The 17,100-nt window shown below is 64.9% G+C and carries 7 protein-coding genes; 4 read left to right on the plus strand and 3 right to left on the minus strand.

Annotated elements, in window-relative coordinates; genetic code table 11:
* Positions 1-79 precede the first annotated feature (79 nt).
* Positions 80-1,993 (minus strand): AMP-binding protein, encoded by a 1,914-nt coding sequence (locus HU230_RS08275; RefSeq protein WP_224943110.1) that lies wholly within the window; start codon positions 1,991-1,993, stop codon positions 80-82.
* Positions 1,994-2,094: 101 nt separating this feature from the next.
* On the opposite strand from HU230_RS08275, the gene HU230_RS08280 reads away from it, so the two are divergent.
* Positions 2,095-2,907 carry an enoyl-CoA hydratase/isomerase family protein gene (locus tag HU230_RS08280; protein WP_176532101.1) on the plus strand — a complete coding sequence of 271 codons (813 nt, stop codon included), beginning with the start codon at positions 2,095-2,097 and terminating at the stop codon, positions 2,905-2,907.
* Between the two features lie 7 nt (positions 2,908-2,914).
* Here HU230_RS08280 and HU230_RS08285 read toward each other — a convergent pair whose 3' ends face one another.
* Complete coding sequence (locus HU230_RS08285) at positions 2,915-3,631, minus strand: TetR/AcrR family transcriptional regulator (protein ID WP_176532100.1); 717 nt, start codon at positions 3,629-3,631, stop codon at positions 2,915-2,917.
* 825 nt (positions 3,632-4,456) lie between these two features.
* Here HU230_RS08285 and HU230_RS08290 point away from each other — a divergent pair.
* The gene (locus HU230_RS08290; RefSeq protein ID WP_176532099.1) at positions 4,457-4,912 is read left to right on the plus strand and encodes an invasion associated locus B family protein; all 456 of its coding nucleotides are present in this window, start codon (positions 4,457-4,459) and stop codon (positions 4,910-4,912) included.
* Between the two features lie 282 nt (positions 4,913-5,194).
* Here HU230_RS08290 and HU230_RS08295 read toward each other — a convergent pair whose 3' ends face one another.
* On the minus strand, positions 5,195-5,482 hold the full coding sequence (locus HU230_RS08295; RefSeq protein WP_176532098.1) for a hypothetical protein: 288 nt from the start codon (positions 5,480-5,482) through the stop codon (positions 5,195-5,197).
* 91 nt (positions 5,483-5,573) lie between these two features.
* Here HU230_RS08295 and HU230_RS08300 point away from each other — a divergent pair, with 91 nt between their 5' ends.
* Positions 5,574-10,478 carry a beta strand repeat-containing protein gene (locus tag HU230_RS08300; RefSeq protein ID WP_176532097.1) on the plus strand — a complete coding sequence of 1,635 codons (4,905 nt, stop codon included), beginning with the start codon at positions 5,574-5,576 and terminating at the stop codon, positions 10,476-10,478.
* Positions 10,418-16,999: a hypothetical protein gene (locus HU230_RS43605; RefSeq protein WP_176532096.1), complete on the plus strand. Its 6,582-nt coding sequence runs from the start codon at positions 10,418-10,420 to the stop codon at positions 16,997-16,999. The genes HU230_RS08300 and HU230_RS43605 overlap by 61 nt, the downstream gene beginning before the upstream one ends.
* Positions 17,000-17,100: the final 101 nt, after the last annotated feature.

Consider the following 17,100-nt stretch of genomic DNA (forward strand, 5'->3'; position numbering starts at 1 on the left):
CAACTGATCTGTAGTTGCCCTGACGCCTTGCTTCACGTTATGCAGGCGTCGCCTGGCCTCGGCCAATCCGGGTCGGTTACTACCCCTTGAGCTTCTGGCGAATGTGGTCGATTGCCTCTGGGTTGGCGAGCGCCGACAGATCGCCGGGGTCCTTGTCTTCGAAGACTGCGCGGAGCACGCGGCGCATGATCTTCATGTTGCGCGTCTTGGGCAGGTCATCGACCAGCAATACCCTTTCCGGGCGGTACGAGGCGCCCATTCCGTGCACCAGGGCCTGGGCGAGCTCTTCCGATAGCGCGCGGGAATCTTTCGGAGCCGTGATCGGCACGCAAGCACACACGATAGTGGAGCCTTTGACCGGATGGGGGACGCTGAAGACGGCAGCTTCCGCGACCTTGCCGGTTGCGGTCAGCACGCCCTCGAGCTCCGCTGGACCGACGCGCTTCCCCGAGATCTTGAGAGTGTCGTCGGAGCGGCCAAGAATGTAATAGAGACCGTCCTTGCCGCGCATGGCAAAGTCACCGTGCACCCAGATACCCGGAATCGTGTTCCAGTAGCTCTCGAGATAGCGCTGGTCGCCCTTCCACAGGCTCTTGGTGAGTCCGATCGATGCATGACGCAGCACCAGCTCGCCGACCTCGCCGTCGGGGACAGGGTTACCCGCCATGTCGACGATATCCGCACCGACTCCGAGGGCCGGCCGGGAGAACGAACATGGGTTCATCGGATGGTTCGGAGTGCCGGTGAAGATGCAGCCGCCGACCTCTGTTCCGCCGGAGATGTTGATGATTGGAATCTTCGACTTGCAAACGTGCTCGAAGAACCATCGCCACGGCGTCTCAGTCCAGGCCTCGCCACCCGAAGCCGTTATCCGCAGGCTGGAGAGATCGTACTGCTCGACCTCCTCGCCATAGCGCATCATGCCGCGCACGATGGTCGGCGAAACACCGAGATAGGTGACCCGGTGATCGGCGATCAGGCGCCAGAAGCGTCCCGTATCGGGATAATCCGGGGTCCCCTCGGCGACGAGCAGCCTGCCGCCTGCGAAGCTTGGAATGCAGGCGCACATCGCACCTACCATCCACCCCATGTCGCTGAAGAAGAAAAAAAGGTCCGTTGGCTTGAAGTCGCCGCAGATGATCATATCCCGCGTCACCATTGAGCCAATGAAGCTGATATGCGTCCACACGCAGCCCTTCGGCTCGCCAGTGGTTCCCGAGGTGTAAAGAAGGATGGCAGGATCTTCCGCGTCCATCTCGACGGTCGGAAGGATCGCCTCCTCATTCGCGATCTCGTCCCACCAGTGGTCACGTCCCTCCTGCATGGGGGTGTCGATTCCGAGCCCGCCGCGGTCGGCAACGATCACATGCCGGACGCTCGGTGCGGTCTCGAGTGCCTCGTCGAGAACCGATTTCAGCGGAGCCGGGGCGCCCCGGCGCCAGGTGCCGTTCGCGGTGATGACGGCCTTCGCCTCACCGTGGTTGAGCCGCGCCCGGATCGGGTCGGGGCCGAAGCCGGAGAACAGCGGCATCACGATCGCGCCAATCTTCAGGATCGCAAAGAAAGCCACGAAGGTTTCGGGCAGGTTGGGCATATATATCGCAACGACGTCGCCCTTGCCGATTCCGAGCTTGCGCAGGCCGAAAGCGAGCCGCCCGACTGCAGATTCGAACTCGTCGTAGCTCAATCGTCGCTGCTCGCGCCTGTCTTCACCTTCCCAGACCAGGAATGTCCTGTCCCAGACGTCGGTTCCGCGGTGCTTGTCGATGCAATTGAGGACGATGTTCGTGGTCCCGCCGACGCACCAGCGCGCCCACGGTTCGCCCCGTGCAAGATCCATGATCTTCTCGGGCTTGCGATAGAAGCGGATGTCACAGAACTCGAACACTGCCCGCACGAGCCAGGCTGGATCTATGTCGGCTTTGGCCGCCAGCGTGTCGTAGTTCGGCTGCCCCGTGGCGCGAAGGAATGCACTCAGGTTGCTCTTCTCCACCAGTTCCGCGGGGGCGTCCAGAGATACGCCATCTTGCTTCCTCCTGCCTCAAGAGCTGCGCCATGTTCTTGCATCTGGCGTGGGGCGATGTATTCTAACAAATGTTAGAATTCAAGAAAGAAGATATCGTGGCTGAAAAAGAGCAAGTCCGCTATTCGGTCGAAGACGGCATCGCGACCGTGACCATCGACCGTCCCGAACGCAGGAACGCGCTCTCGGTTGAGGCGATGAACGGCCTGACCGACGCCTGGAGCAGGGTCGAAGCCGACGCCTCCGTCCGCGCGATCATCCTCACCTCGGCGGATTGCGGGGTATTCTGCGCGGGGCTGGATCTGAAGCAAGCCGCAGAGATCCGGGCGAGGGACGGGGTAGATATTCTGACGCTGATGCGTGATCCCATGCAGCACGCGATGCAGAAAGTCTCCAAGCCCATCATTGCTGCCATGACGGGATCCTTGATGGCCGGCGGGATGATGCTTGCGCTGAAATGCGACTTGAGGATCGGGTTGCGCGGCACCCGTGCGGGGATCACCGAAGTGAAGATGGGGCGCGGGTCCCCGTGGGCGGTGCCGATGCTATGGATGGTGCCGCAACCACTCCTGATGGAGATGGTTCTGACCGGCGAGACGGTCCCGATCGAGCGGCTCGCTGAACATGGGTTCTTGAACTCGCTTGAGGACACGCCGAAAGCCGTACGCGAACGCGCGCTTGGACTTGCGCGAAAGATCGTCGAGGGCGCGCCATTGTCGGTCAAGGCGGCCAAAGGGAGCGTGCTTGCCGCAATGGACCTAGGCCTTGCACAGGGCCTCATCGCGGCCGAGCAGTTGCACGCCGAGGTCTATGCCAGTCTCGATGCGATAGAAGGGCCGAAGGCTTTCGCAGAGAAGCGCAATCCGGTCTGGCAGGGCAGATAGACCGGGATCAGGGCTTATTGACGCCTTCGAAGATCAGCGTCTCCGTGCGACGGGCCAATTCGAGCACGGCATCCCTGTTTTCCAGCCTGAACCATTCGATCGTCCAGTTGAGAGCGCCGATCACGAACATACGCAATGGCACCACTTCCATGTCGGCGCGGATCTCGCCAGCGCGGCGGGCATCGATGAAGAGTTGGTCCCAATATTCCGCGTATGCGCGCCGCAGCGGCCGGTGCGGCTTCTTCAGTTGCTCAGGCAATTGCCCGTAGATTCGAATGTTGGCTGAAGTGAAGTCGCTCGTCTCGAGCAGTGCGACGAGATGGGCCTCGATCGCAAGACCAATCTTGCGCCGGTGCGATACTTTTCCGGCACGTTCGACCGAGTTCTTCACGGTCTCGAACACGTGGCGGAGGCCGCGGTCCAGCACTTCGTCGAGAATCTGCTCCTTGGAATCGAAATGGTAGTAGATGCTGCCGGCCTTGATCTTGGCCCTTGCTGCAATCTGGCGCAGGGTCGTGGCCGAAAATCCCTGGCGGCGAAACAGCTGGGCTGCTGAGTGCAGGATGAGGTCTCGCGACCGCTCGGACTTGGGCGTTGCGGCTGCAGAGGTTTTGTCGGGCTCGGCCTTACGCCGTCGGTTTGCAGACGGGGCTTTCGGCCGGCGCGCTGCCGGTCTAGGGCCAGACCGGTCACCGGAATGCGAGGATGACCGCACCGCCTTCATGCTTACCGCAAGCTCCATCTCGAACTATTGGCCTGCCGGCTCGTGCAACCAATGATCGCTGTCGAAGCAGATTCCGCAGTGTATGGCAACATCTGACAGACGGATCTGCGATTGGTCATGCTCAATCGTCCGCCAACTTGCTCAGGCAGCCATTTGGCCCCGGCCCTTTGGCTGCAATGCCGCGCCTCCGCCGTCCTGTTGAAACTGGCTCGATCTGACTGACGACGATTTGGAATGAGAGTTAAAGCTTTTCAAGCGGTTAGAAGGTGGTGCTTGCACGACGCGCGCTCGGGAAGATCAAAAGGAAGTCGGTTGAAGGCGAGCGCGAGCGAACACTCCGTGTCGGCTATCTTGCGAGCTCGATCGCGTCGGCGGAGGTCGCGTACGACTTGGACAAGTGCGCGGTGGGGAGATTAAGGATCTCCATTGCTGAGCAGTCCTCGGCAGCCTTGGCAAGCACGCTCGGATAGATCCACCAAGATTGACGTCGGGATCGATCTGTCGATCGCTTCGACGCTCCGCTACTCGCTGGCCGCGATTTCTTTGTTTACGTCACGCCGCCCGCATGCAAATTTTCTGCATTGGCGGATAATTTTTAATGGGGGGGCTTCGATGCGTTCGTTTCCAGCAATGCGCGTCATTCTGTTCGCCGCGCTCTTGGCGATGGCAGCGCAATTGAGTGCCGCCCAGCAAACTCACGCTCAGGCTCCCGTGCAGCCGCAGCCCACGCGACCGGCTGCGCCGCGATCGCCGGCGCCACAACCTTCGGCAGTTCCCGTAGCTCCGGCCGCTTCACCGCAGCCAACTCCGAGCGAAGCTCCACCTGTGAGCTCGCTGCCGCAGAACACGACAGCAACTTTCGGCGATTGGGTGATGCGTTGCAGCCGCATCGATAGTGGTAGCACGACGAATTGCGAGGTTGCGCAGACCTTGCAAGTCCAGGGGCAGGGACCGATTGCCGAGATCGCATTTGGTCGTCCGCCCGGCAATCCATCTGCCGGCATGAGGATCGTGGTCGTGCTACCGAACAATGTGACGTTCGCCGGGCCCGTTCAGATGTCGGTCGACGAAAAAGACAAGGCCGTGGACCTCACATATCGGCGTTGCCTGCCGTCGGGCTGTTTCGCCGATACCGAGGCGCGTGACGACATTCTTGTGAAATGGCGTGCTCAAACCGGCCGCGGCCGTCTTGCCTTCAAGGATGGCAGTAATCGTGACCTCACACTGCCGTTCTCGTTTCGCGGGCTGGCGCAAGCGTTGGACGCGATGGTGAAGCCGTAGCTGATCCATTTTGGGAACTTGAATGGCCTAAAAGCCACACCGGATGACGAAACGTGTCCGTCCGTGACGAATTGCGACCTGCTCGGTTGCTGATTCTCAGGTTCGCGCGTAGCAATTGTTTCGTTAATTTTCGATGATCGGCTGCAGGTTTCCAAGGCGCAGCCGATAGCAAAGTGCCTTTGCTGCTCACGACCGTACGACCAAGGTAATTTAATTCGAGGGTAACGTGCGCAACCCAACAGTTTGGGGAGCGGGTACGTCCACGCAAAACAATATTTGCAATCATACCCCGTGGACGTCGACGCCGCGTAAACTGAAGTTCCGATGGTCCTTGCCCTTGCGCATTTTGTGCGCGTTGGCGCTGCTGCTCTTCACCGTCATCGATGCGCCGTCGCCTGCATTGGCAGATTGCCAACAGGATACGCCGGTTGGCGGGACGACCACCTGCTCCGGTGCACCGGCGACTTTCCCGAATGGCGGCGCCAGCCCGGCCGGCGGAAACACGACGCTCGACGTCAACAATCTGGCAGGAAACATAGCGCCGAATGGCGGCACCGCGAGTGCCAACATCTCGGTCGGCGGTGGGAAAGCATCTAACGGAACGAGCCTGCCGATTCACGGAACGAATGGCTCCGGCGGATCGAGCGCGCCAGACGTTGCGGTGAATTTCGTAGGCCCCGGGGCCGGCTTTCAGGCGACCAGCGCAAATGCAGCCGGCATCGTGGCGCAAAGCATCGGACAAGCTGGAGGCGATGGCGGAACCGGCTTCGGCGCGTTGGTCTTGTTCGTGCCGGTTCCTGGTATCGGCGGCAATGGTGGCTCCGGTGGCGACGGCGGCAATGTCACCATCACGACGACCGGCGCCGGATTGATTTCGACAGTAGGCACCAATGCCCACGGCATCCTGGGCCTCAGCGCCGGCGGTGCCGGCGGCGCAGGCGGCAATGGTGACACCTTCGGCTCAGTCGGCGTCGGCGGCGACGGCAAGAACGGCGGAGCGCCGAAATCAGTCACGATCAATAATGTGCTCGACATCGCAACACACGGCGCGGGCGCGGCCGGAATCTGGGCGCAAAGCGTCGGCGCTGCCGGTGGCGCGGCCGGCTCCGCGGACGGTCTCAATATTGCCGGCATCGGCGGCTCGGGCGCAGCCGCCTCTGACGGCGGGACGGTCAAGGTTACGTCCGGCGGCACGATTACGACGGTGGGCGACAATGCGTTTGGCATTTTCGCACAGAGCATCGGCGGCTTTGCAGGCTCGGGCGGCGGATCGATCGGTGCGCTTTCATTCGGTGGCAGTTCCTCGAGCGCAGGTAAGGGTGGTTCGGTCTCTGTTACGACAACAAATGGATCGATCGGCACCAACGGAACGGGTGCGTCGGCGATCTACGCGCAGAGCGTCGGCGGTGGCGGCGGCGCGGGCGGCAATGGTGGCGGCGTTGTCGGCTTCGGTGGCGGCGGTTCGACCGGCGGTGCCGGCGGCAACGTCTTTGTCAGCAACAGCGCCACGCTCACCGTTATTGGAAATCAGTCGACAGGCATCTTTGCGCAGTCGGTCGGCGGGGGCGGCGGCACCGGCGGCGTCGGCGTCGGCTTCATTGGCGGCGGCGGCAATGGTGGCGGCGGCAACAATGGCGGAACGGTCGAGGTCCACAATTTCGGCGCGATGACGCTGACGGGAACCGGCTCCTATACCAATGCTTCGAACTCGACGACGGCGGCCGGCATCTTCGCACAGTCGATCGGTGGCGGCGGCGGTGATGGCGGCTTCGCGCTCGGCGCGTTGGGACTTGGCGGTCGCGGCGGCGCCGCCGGCGACGCCATGAAGGTCACGGTCGATAACAACGCCAACATCTCCCAGAACTGCACGTCCTGTATCGCCGCCGATGCGATCTTTGCGCAGTCGATCGGCGGCGGCGGCGGCAATGGCGGCGGGTCGGTCGGTGTCTTCGCGATCGGCGGTGCCGGCGGTGGCGGCGGTTCGGGCGGCGAGGTCGTCGTCGGGTCGAACAACGCCGCGCTGGTGACGCATGGCGATTTCTCGCGCGGCATTCTCGCGCAATCGATCGGAGGCGGCGGCGGCAACGGCGGCTTCGGCGCGGGCCTGATCTCGCTGGGCGGCGATGGTGCCGGCGGCGGCATCGGCAGCGCCGTCACGGTCACTGCGAGCGGCTCGATTCATACTTTTGGCGCCAATTCGGAAGGCATTCTCGCCCAGTCCATCGGCGGCGGTGGTGGCAGCGGCGGTGGCGCGGCCGGGCTTGCGGCGCTTGGCGGCAAGGGCGGTGCGGGCGTCAACGGCAGCGCGGTCACTGTCACCAATTCGGCGACCATCATCACGGAGAAGGATTTCTCGACCGGCATCACGGCGCAATCGATCGGCGGTGGCGGCGGCAACGGTGGGTTCGGCGCGGCAGCGCTGTTCTCAGTTGGTGGTTCCGGCGGCTCAGGCGGCAGCAGCGGCGGCGTCGTCACCGTGACGAACAACGGATCGATCACGACAGGCGGCAATGACGCGGCCGGCATCCTGGCGCAGTCGGTCGGCGGCGGCGGCGGCAATGGTGCCGGTGCGGTCTCCGCAGGCATCTTTATCGGCAATGGCATTGGCGGCAGCGGCGGCGCCGGTGGCAACGCCAACAATGTCTGTGTCAACGCCAATGCAGCCTGCAACGGAATCGGTGCGATCTCGGCAAGTGACATTACTACCAGTGGCGCCCGCTCGTCGGGCATCGTCGCACAATCGATCGGCGGCGGTGGCGGCAACGGCGGATATGCAGTCGCCGTCTCGGTGGGTGTGTTCGGGAGTGAGTCTTTCGCGCTGGGCGGCAAGGGCGGACCTGGCGGCACCTCCGGCAACGTGTTCGTCGGCGCCAATGGCAGCATCACGACGCATGGCGTGAGCTCCAACGGCATTCTCGCGCAATCGATTGGTGGTGGCGGTGGCGATGGCGGATTCGCGGTTTCAGCGACCGGCGGTGCCACCTTCGCCTCTGTTGGATTGGCGTTCGGCGGCAATGGCGGTCATGGCAACGACGCCGCAGCGGTGACCGTTTACAGCACGGCCAACATTACGACGACCAACGACCTCTCCAACGGCATCTTCGCGCAGTCGATCGGAGGCGGCGGCGGCAATGGCGGCTTCTCGATTGCAGGCGCCGCAACCAATGGCGTCGCGGTTGCATTGGACAAGAGCGGCAGCGGGGCCAATGGCGCTGACGGTAAGGCCGTCACCGTGACCAGCATCGGCAACATCTCGACTGGCGTCTCTGGCGGCGCCGGCGCCGGATCGAACGGCATCCTCGCGCAGTCGATCGGTGGCGGCGGCGGCAATGGCGGATTTGCCGGTGCGTTCAGCGGTGCGGGCCTCGCCAGCGTCAATCTTTCGTTCGCGTCGAGCGGCGGCACGGGCGGCGCCGGCGGCGTGGTGACCGTCAACAACAACAGCGCTGCCACGGCAAGCAATACGATCGAAACCTGGCAGGCCAACTCGAACGGCATCCTTGCCCAGTCGGTTGGTGGCAAGGGTGGCAATGGCGGCTTCTCGTTGTCGGGCGGCGGTGCCGGCTATGGTGCGGTCAGCGTCGGCCTCGGCGGCGATGGCGGCTCCGGCAGTAACTCCGATGTCGTCACAGTCACGAGCTATGGCGCGGTCACGACCCATGGCGATCATTCCGATGCGATCGCCGCGCAATCGATCGGCGGTGGCGGCGGCAATGCCGGCTTTGCGATCGCCGCGGCCGGGTCCGGAATGGCGAGCGCCGGCATCAGCCTCGGGGGCACCGGAGGTGCTGGCTCCGACGCCAACACGGCCAAGATCACGTCGACCGGGGCGATCACGACGTCGGGTCTCTCTTCAAATGGCCTGGTGGCGCAATCGATCGGCGGCGGTGGCGGCAATGGCGGCTTCGCGATTGCGGCCTCCGGCTCTGAAAATGGCGCGCTCTCGCTGGCGTTCGGTGGCGCTGGCGGAAGCGGTGGCATCGCGGGTCTCGCCAGCATCGACTCGACCGGCAATATCACCACCGGCGGTGCGCAGTCCGCAGGCATCCTCGCGCAATCGATCGGTGGCGGTGGCGGCAATGGCGGCTTCGCCGTCAGCGGCACGCTCACGGTCAGTAGCGGCGGCTCGGCGTCGTTTGCGTTCGGTGGCGACGGCGGCGCCGGCTCGAAGGCGGGCGCCGTTCACGTCGGCAGCACTGGCGACATCTTCACGTCGGGGCCGAGCTCGGATGGCATTCTCGCACAGTCGATCGGCGGCTCTGGCGGCAATGGCGGTTTCTCCGGCTCACTGGCACTCGCAAGCGGTGCTGCGATCGCGAGCGCGGTCGGCGGCAACGGCGGCTCGTGCACCGGAGGGGGACAATGTAATTCCGGTGGCGCGGTCGATGTGACGAGCACCGGCAACATCACGACCACGAAAGACAGCTCGATGGGCATCTATGCCCAGTCGGTCGGTGGCGGTGGTGGCAATGGCGGCTTCTCGTTGGCCGCTTCGGCGACCATGGACTACAACTCGGTCGGCAAGTCCAAGGGCGGCACTGGCGGCACCGGAGGCACTGGCGGCACGGTGACGGTCACCAGCACTGGTGAGGTGCACACGCAGGGCAATGAATCGACCGGTATCTTCGCGCAGTCCCTGGGTGGCGGCGGCGGCAATGGCGGCTTCGCGATCGGTGCATCGCTGTCTTACAGCGGTTCGACTGACCTGAACTCGGTCGGCGGCAATGGTGGCACCGGGAACAACTCGAGCAAGGTCACGGTCACGACGCAACAGACGTCAGGGACCGACCTGACCGGCTTTTCGGTGAAAACCGAGAAGGACAATTCGGTCGGCATCCTGGCGCAGTCGATCGGCGGCGGCGGCGGCAATGGCGGCTTCTCAATCGGCGTCAGTCTGTCGGCGGGCTCAGACGCGGCCAACAACACGGTCGGCGGCAGCGGGGGCGCGGGTGGCAGCTCCGGCTCGGCCGGCATCCTGATGGTCGACGTCACCAACCACGGCGCTATCAGCACTGCAGGCCGGAATTCCAGCGGCATCGTCGCGCAGTCGATCGGTGGTGGTGGCGGCAATGGCGGTTTCGCGATTGCTGCGACGGCGACCGTGTCGGACTCGAAGGGATCGGCACAGGCGATCGGAGGCAAGGGCGGCGCCAGCAACAACACCAGCGGCGACGTTCACGTCACCAATGTCGGGAACATCACCACCGGCGGCGATCTGTCATTTGGCATTCTCGCACAGTCGATCGGCGGCGGCGGTGGCAATGGCGGCTTTGCGATCGCCGGATCGCTCTCGACCAATGGAGCCGGCGTGACCAACGCGACGGGCGGCGATGGCGGGGCGGCAATGCGGCGGGCAACGTCCTCGTCAAGTCGGATGGCACCATCCTCACCACCGGCAATGGCTCTGGCGGCATCGTCGCGCAGTCGATCGGCGGCGGTGGCGGCAGCGGCGGCTTCTCCGGTGGTATTGCGCTTGGTCTCGGAGGCGATGGCACCACCAACACCATGGGCGGCAAGGGCGGCCCTGGTTCGGACGGCGGAACGGTCACGGTTCAATCGGGGCTGAATGGCTCCGGATCGCTCATCCTGACACTGGGCGACAACGCAGCCGGCATCACCGCGCAATCGATCGGCGGTGGCGGCGGCAATGGCGGCTTCAGTGTCGGCACCGCGTTCAGCTCGAGCGACAAGAGCTCGACCAACACCGTCGGCGGTTCGGGCGGAAACGGCGGCATGGGCAAGGATGTCACGGTCACCAACGCCGCACAGATTATCACGACTGGCTTGCTGTCTCACGGCATTCTCGCTCAGTCGATCGGCGGCGGCGGTGGCAATGGCGGCTTTGCGGTGAGCGGCTCCCTCTCCGTTGGAACCGACTCGGCTGCGAGCACGACCGGCGGCGGCGCGGGCACTGGCCAGAAGGCGGGCAGTGTGACGGTGACGAACTCCGGGGCGATCTCCGTAGGCACGTTGGGTCCGCGTGACGGCACGATCGCTATTCTGGCACAGTCGATCGGTGGTGGTGGCGGCACCGGCGGTTTCGCAGGTGGCGTGTCCGTCAGCTCGAACGGCAAGGCGATCAACAACACGACGGGCGGCAATGGCGGCAGCGGTGCGGACGCCAACACCGTCACGGTCACGAACAGCGCCGCATTGTCGGCGAATGGCGCAAACGCCGGCGGCATCGTCGCACAGTCGATTGGTGGCGGCGGCGGCAATGGCGGATTCTCCCTGGGGGCCGCGGCCTCGTCAGCCAAGGGCGTGAACCAGGGCGTCGGCGGCCAGGGCGGTTCGGCGGGCCTCGCGATGGCCGTCGAAGTCGACAACAATGTCGGGGGCACGATCGACACCAAGGGCGCGTTTGCCCATGGCATCGAAGCCCAATCGATCGGCGGCGGCGGTGGTAATGGCGGCTTCTCGATAGGCGCCGGCCTGTCGTTGAACGGTGATGCGCAGTCTACCGTTGGTGGCGGCGGCGCAGGCGCCGGCAGCACCGGCGGCACGGTCACCGTGAAGAATTTCGACACCATCACCACCGACGGCTTCAACGCGCACGGCATCTTCGCGGAATCGATTGGCGGCGGCGGCGGCTCCGGTGGCTTCTCGGTCAGCGCTTCGGTCAGCGCCAGCGGCTCCGCGCTCGACAATTCGGTCGGCGGCAACGGCGCCGGCGGCGGCAACGCTATGCTTGTGACGGTCGAGAACTCCGCAAGGATCGTGACCAAGCAGGACAGTTCGATCGGCATCCTGGCGCAGTCGATCGGCGGTGGTGGCGGCGGCGGCGCGTTTGGAATCTCGGCGGCGGGATCGACCGCGAATGCCGGCAGCCAGAGCGTCGGCGGCAATGGCGGCACGGCGGGCTTCGGCGGCGACGTCACAGTAAACAATCACACAGGCGGCGTCATCATGACGTCGGGCATGTACTCCTACGGCATCGAGGCGCAATCGATCGGCGGTGGCGGCGGCAATGGCGCGTTCTCGATCGGTGCCGCGGCCTCACTGAACAACGACTCGAATGCGAAGGTCGGCGGCGGCGCCGGAGGGGCGGCTGGCGGCGCCGGTGTCGTCACCGTCACCAACGACGCCAATATCGGCACGACCGGAAAAGGCGCCCTCGGTATCTTCGCGCAGTCGGTTGGTGGTGGCGGCGGCGCCGGCGGGTTTGCGATTGGGGCCAGTGTCAGCGCAAGCGGTGCGAGCCTCGGCAGCACGCTCGGCGGTGCTGGCGCCGGCGGCGGTGCTGGCAACTCGGTGAGCGTCACAAACACCGCCGAGATCGCGACCACCGGCACCAGCGCGACCGGCATCTTTGCGCAATCGGTTGGTGGCGGCGGCGGCAATGGCGGCTTTGCGATTGGCGGTGGCGTCTCGCAGGCGAAGTCGGCCAGCTCCTCCGTCGGTGGTTCAGGTGGTGGGGGAGGCATCGGTCTTGACGTCACCGTCACCAACACGTCGACCGGGCTCATCTTCACTGACGGTGCGATGGCCCACGGCATCCAGGCGCAGTCGATCGGCGGTGGTGGCGGCAACGGCGGATTTGCGGTCGACGGCACGCTCAATCTCGGCGGCGATGCCAGTTCGACAGTCGGTGGCGGCGCGGGCGGTGGCGGCGGCCTCGCCAGCGCGGTGAAGGTCACCAATGACGGTCAGATCATTACCAACGGTGCCGCATCGATTGGCGTCTTTGCGCAATCGGTGGGCGGGGGTGGTGGTTCGGGCGGTTTTGCCGGCGCGTTCAATGTCGGCAATGGATCGACCCTCACCAACACGGTCGGTGGCTCGGGCGCCGGTGCCGGCAATGGTGGCCAGGTCACGGTCGATAACACCGGCCTGATCCACACCACGAACGATCGCTCGATCGGTGTGCTCGCGCAGTCGATCGGCGGCGGTGGCGGCAATGGTGGCTTTTCGCTGGCCGCCTCGGGATCGGGCGGCAACAGCACGACCACAAGCATCGGCGGTGGCGGCGGTGGCGGTGGCTCGGCCGATCTCGTGTCGGTGACCAATTCGGGTCAGATCGTGACCGAAGGCAAGCTGTCCTACGGCATTTATGCGCAGTCGGTCGGTGGTGGCGGCGGTAATGGCGGCTTCACTGTGGCCGGCACACTGGCGAGCGGCTCGGGCGGCATGGTGTCGAACGTTGGTGGCGGTGGAGGCAACGGCGGCAATGGCGGCGCGGTCACGGTCACCAACACCGGCATCATCGTCGTCAAGGCCGCAGGCTCGGTCGGCGTGCTCGCACAATCGATCGGCGGCGGTGGCGGCTCGGGCGGATTTGCCGGGGCGCTCAGCCTCACCGGCGGTGGTGGCGGGCAGATGTCGAACAACGTCGGCGGCCACGGCGGTAACGGTGGCGACGGCGGCGATGTGACCGTCAAGAGCACGGGTAGTATCCAGACGCTGGCCGACGATTCGGTTAGCGTGCTGGCACAATCGATTGGCGGTGGCGGCGGCAACTCGGCTTGGGCGATCTCGGCGCAGAACGGCGGCGCGCTCGGTGCCGAAGTGAACGTCGGCGGCTCTTCGAACGGAGCGGGCGGCGCCAAGGGCAAGGTGATCGTCGACGTCAGCGGCGGTGTGCTGCTCACCTCGGGTGCGCTGTCTTACGGCATGCTGGCACAATCGATCGGAGGCGGCGGCGGCAACGGTGCGATCTCTGTGCCGGATCCGCTGACGACGATGGGCGGCGGCATCACCGCGATGGTCGGCGCAACGGGCGGCATCAGCGGCAACGGCAATCTTCTGACCACCACCAATGCCAATCCAACGACGACGACAGGCGAAGGCGCAATTGGTCTGATCGGTCAGTCGATCGGCGGTGGCGGCGGCGCGGACGGCGCCAGCGGAGACATCTCAGTCGGTACCGGTGTCGGTGTGCTCAAGGCGATCGCCGGCGGGACCAGCACCAATGGCGGCTCGGGTGCCGCGGTCGCATTCAGTAATACCGGGAACATCATGACCTCGGGCAATCTGGCCGCCGGCGCGGTGGTGCAGTCGATCGGCGGTGGCGGCGGCAACGCGGTCCTGGCATTCGGCGTGGTGACTGGAACGCCGCTGGGGATTGCCCTTACTGCTGGAGGTTCGGAAGGCGCCGTCGGCAATGGCGGGACGGTCAATCTGCCGAGCTTCACGGGGGCTGTCGCAACGTCGGGTGCGCTCGCCGCCGGCCTGATGGCGCAGTCGATCGGTGGCGGCGGCGGCTATGTTGGCTTCACGACGCCGACCGGCACCAGCGTGGGCGCCAACGGCGTCAGCTTGACTGTGGGCGGGCTCGGCGGCGTAGGCGGTCTTGCTCAATCGGTCATCTTCAACGCGACGCAGACTGTCTCGACCAGCGGTGTCGGTTCAGTCGGCCTGCTCGGCCAGTCGATCGGTGGCGGCGGTGGCTTTGCCGGCTTCTGGAGCGGCGGCAGCCAGAACCCCGTGGTCTCGAGCTTCGTCATCGGTGCGAGCGGCGGCGCCGGCGGCAAGGGCGACGCGGTCAATATGGGCGCAGGCGGCTCGGTGTTCACGACCGGCACGGGGGCGATCGGTGTGCTCGGGCAGTCGATCGGTGGCGGCGGCGGCGTCGCCGAAGCCTTCGGCGTTGGCTCGTCGGGAGGCGTCAAGATCGGCGCCGGTGGCGGCGCGGCGGGCGATGGCGGCGCGGTGACGATCGCCACGCAATTGGTCTCGACGACCGGCAATGGCGCCCACGCTGTCGTCGCGCAGTCGATCGGCGGCGGCGGCGGTTTGCAGATGTCCTTTGGCTCGGATGGCACTGCGGCTGTATCGGCAGTCACCGCAGGCGCGGGCGGCGGTGGCGGCAATGGCGGCAACGTCAGCGTGACCACGAATGGGGCGATCACGACGACCGGCGCCGGTGCACACGGCATCATCGCGCAGTCGATTGCGGGCGGCGGCGGCATCGTCGGCGGTGGCGCTTTTGCAAATGCGCCCGGCTCGAGCGGGCCGTTCGCCGGCAGCGTCGGTGGGGCGGGCGTCGCGGGTGCGGTGACCATCAACGCACAAGCGAATGTTGTCGTGACCGGTGCCGGTTCGACCGCGATCTACGCCCAGTCGGTCAACGCTCTGGGTGTCGGCGGCAACATCGGCATCACGCTCGGCAACGCCGGGCTCGGCACCGCTCAGTCGGTGCTCGGCAGCGGCGACGGTGCAACGACGACCAACGCGGTGACCTTCGTCGGCGGCGCAAACAACACGCTGACGAACTTTGCACTGCTTGCGACGATGGCTGGCATCAACGGCACCGCGGAGAGGGGCGGGGTCGGCAACGAGGCGATCACGAGTTTCGGTCACATGATCGGATCGATCGACCTCGGGACCGGCACGAACTCGATCGACAACAAGCCCTACAACAACAATCCGTCGCTGATGGCCGGTGTGTTCGACGCCGGTGCCGTGATCAATCTCGGCGGGCCGGCGGCCGGCAACGTCCTGACCAACGAGGGCCTGCTCTCGCCGGGCGCCTTGTTCAACGTCTTGACCACCAACCTGAATGGAAACTTCGTGCAGACCACAGCTGGTTCCTGCGGCGCCTTCGGCCTGCCGACCAGCACCTGCGGGTATTTCGGCGTCGATCTGGATCTGAAGTCCGCCACCGCGGATCGGCTGAACGCGACGGGAACGGCGAATGTCTCTGGCGCCGTTGTGGTCAATATCGGCAATGCGGGTGACGCGACACCGGGCACCAATACACTGACGATCATTTCGGCTGCCGGCGGCGAGACCCATCCGAACCTGGTTGCGCAGGCCCAGCAGACCGCTGTTGCGCAGTATTCGCTGGTCTATCCGAATGCGACCGATATCGATCTGAAATACTCGATCGACTACTCGCCTTCTGGCTTGACCCAGAACCAGCATTCCGTCGGCAACGCAGTCAACGCGATCCAGACAGCCCATGTGCAGACCTTCCGTCCGATCGCGGCCGCGTTGTTCTATCAGCCGACCGTGGGCGTGCTGGGGGCCGTGTACGACACGTTGTCGGGCGAAGGCGTGGCCGCAGTCGAGCAGACCGCGATCTCGGCCAACGATATGTTCCACTCGTCGATCTTGAGCCAGGCCAGGTTCTGGATGTTCGACAATGACAGGAACGATCCGAACAGCCTGACCTTCTATGACGGGGGTCGGATGAGCTACGCGGCGGCGCCCGGCAACGGCTTCCCGAATTACGCGACGAAAGCTCCGGGCCAGCGGACCTGGCGAGTCTGGACCACGCTGAACGGAGGCGATTGGCGCTATTCGGGCAATCCGACGATCGGTACGGCGGCTACGTCATCGTCCGGAGGTGGTTTCACCAGCGGCCTCGACTACCAGTTCGATCCGACCCTGATGGCCGGTGTCGCGGTTGGATATGGCAAGGCGTGGGTCAAGATACCCGGGCGCGATACCAATGACAGCGTCGAGGGAAGCCACATCGCAGGCTACGCGGCGAAGCGCTTTGACAACGCCTATGTCATGGGATCGCTCGGCCTGGAATACTTCACCAATACCGAGAGCCGTTTTGCGGCCATTCCTGGTACGGTGCTGCCGCCGCTGTTCGGGTCGTCAGTTGCGCCGATTCCGGGATTTGCCGAACACCTGCTCGGGACCTTCAACAGCTACTCCGTCAGCGGCATGTTCGAGGGCGGCTACAAGTACCGCTTCGGCGACTACAATGTGACGCCGCTGGCCGGCCTGAATTTCACCTCGTATTGGATGAATGGCTTCACCGAGAACAACAACGGTGCACCGAGTTTCATTGGCCTGTCGTTCGCGAGCCGCAACATCAACTCCGTCCCGACCTTCATCGGCGCACAGCTCGATACCACCCAGTTGCTGGCGAATGGCGGCTCGCTCTTTGCGTGGGCGCGTGCCACCTGGGTTCACGAGTTCCTGCCGCACCGGACCGTGAACCCGTCGTTCATCGCAGCGCCAGGATTTGACTTTGTCATCGATGGTGCACTGGCTCCGACCGATCTGGCTCGCATCAATCTCGGCGCGAAGGTTGCGCTGGATCGAAACGTCTCGGTGTCGGCCGATGTGAGAGCGGATTTGTACCGGACGCCGAGCATCGCGGGCTTCATCGGAGCCAAGGTATCCTGGTGATGAGCCGTCCTGCAAGAAGCTTCGTGACGCCTTCCAGCCCCTATTGGTTTCCAAGCCCTATCGCGGGTGCGGACTTTTGCGGCGAGGCGCTCGTGCGCGGC

The sequence above is a fragment of the Bradyrhizobium quebecense genome, from assembly GCF_013373795.3.
Taxonomy (GTDB): Bacteria; Pseudomonadota; Alphaproteobacteria; order Rhizobiales; family Xanthobacteraceae; genus Bradyrhizobium; species Bradyrhizobium quebecense.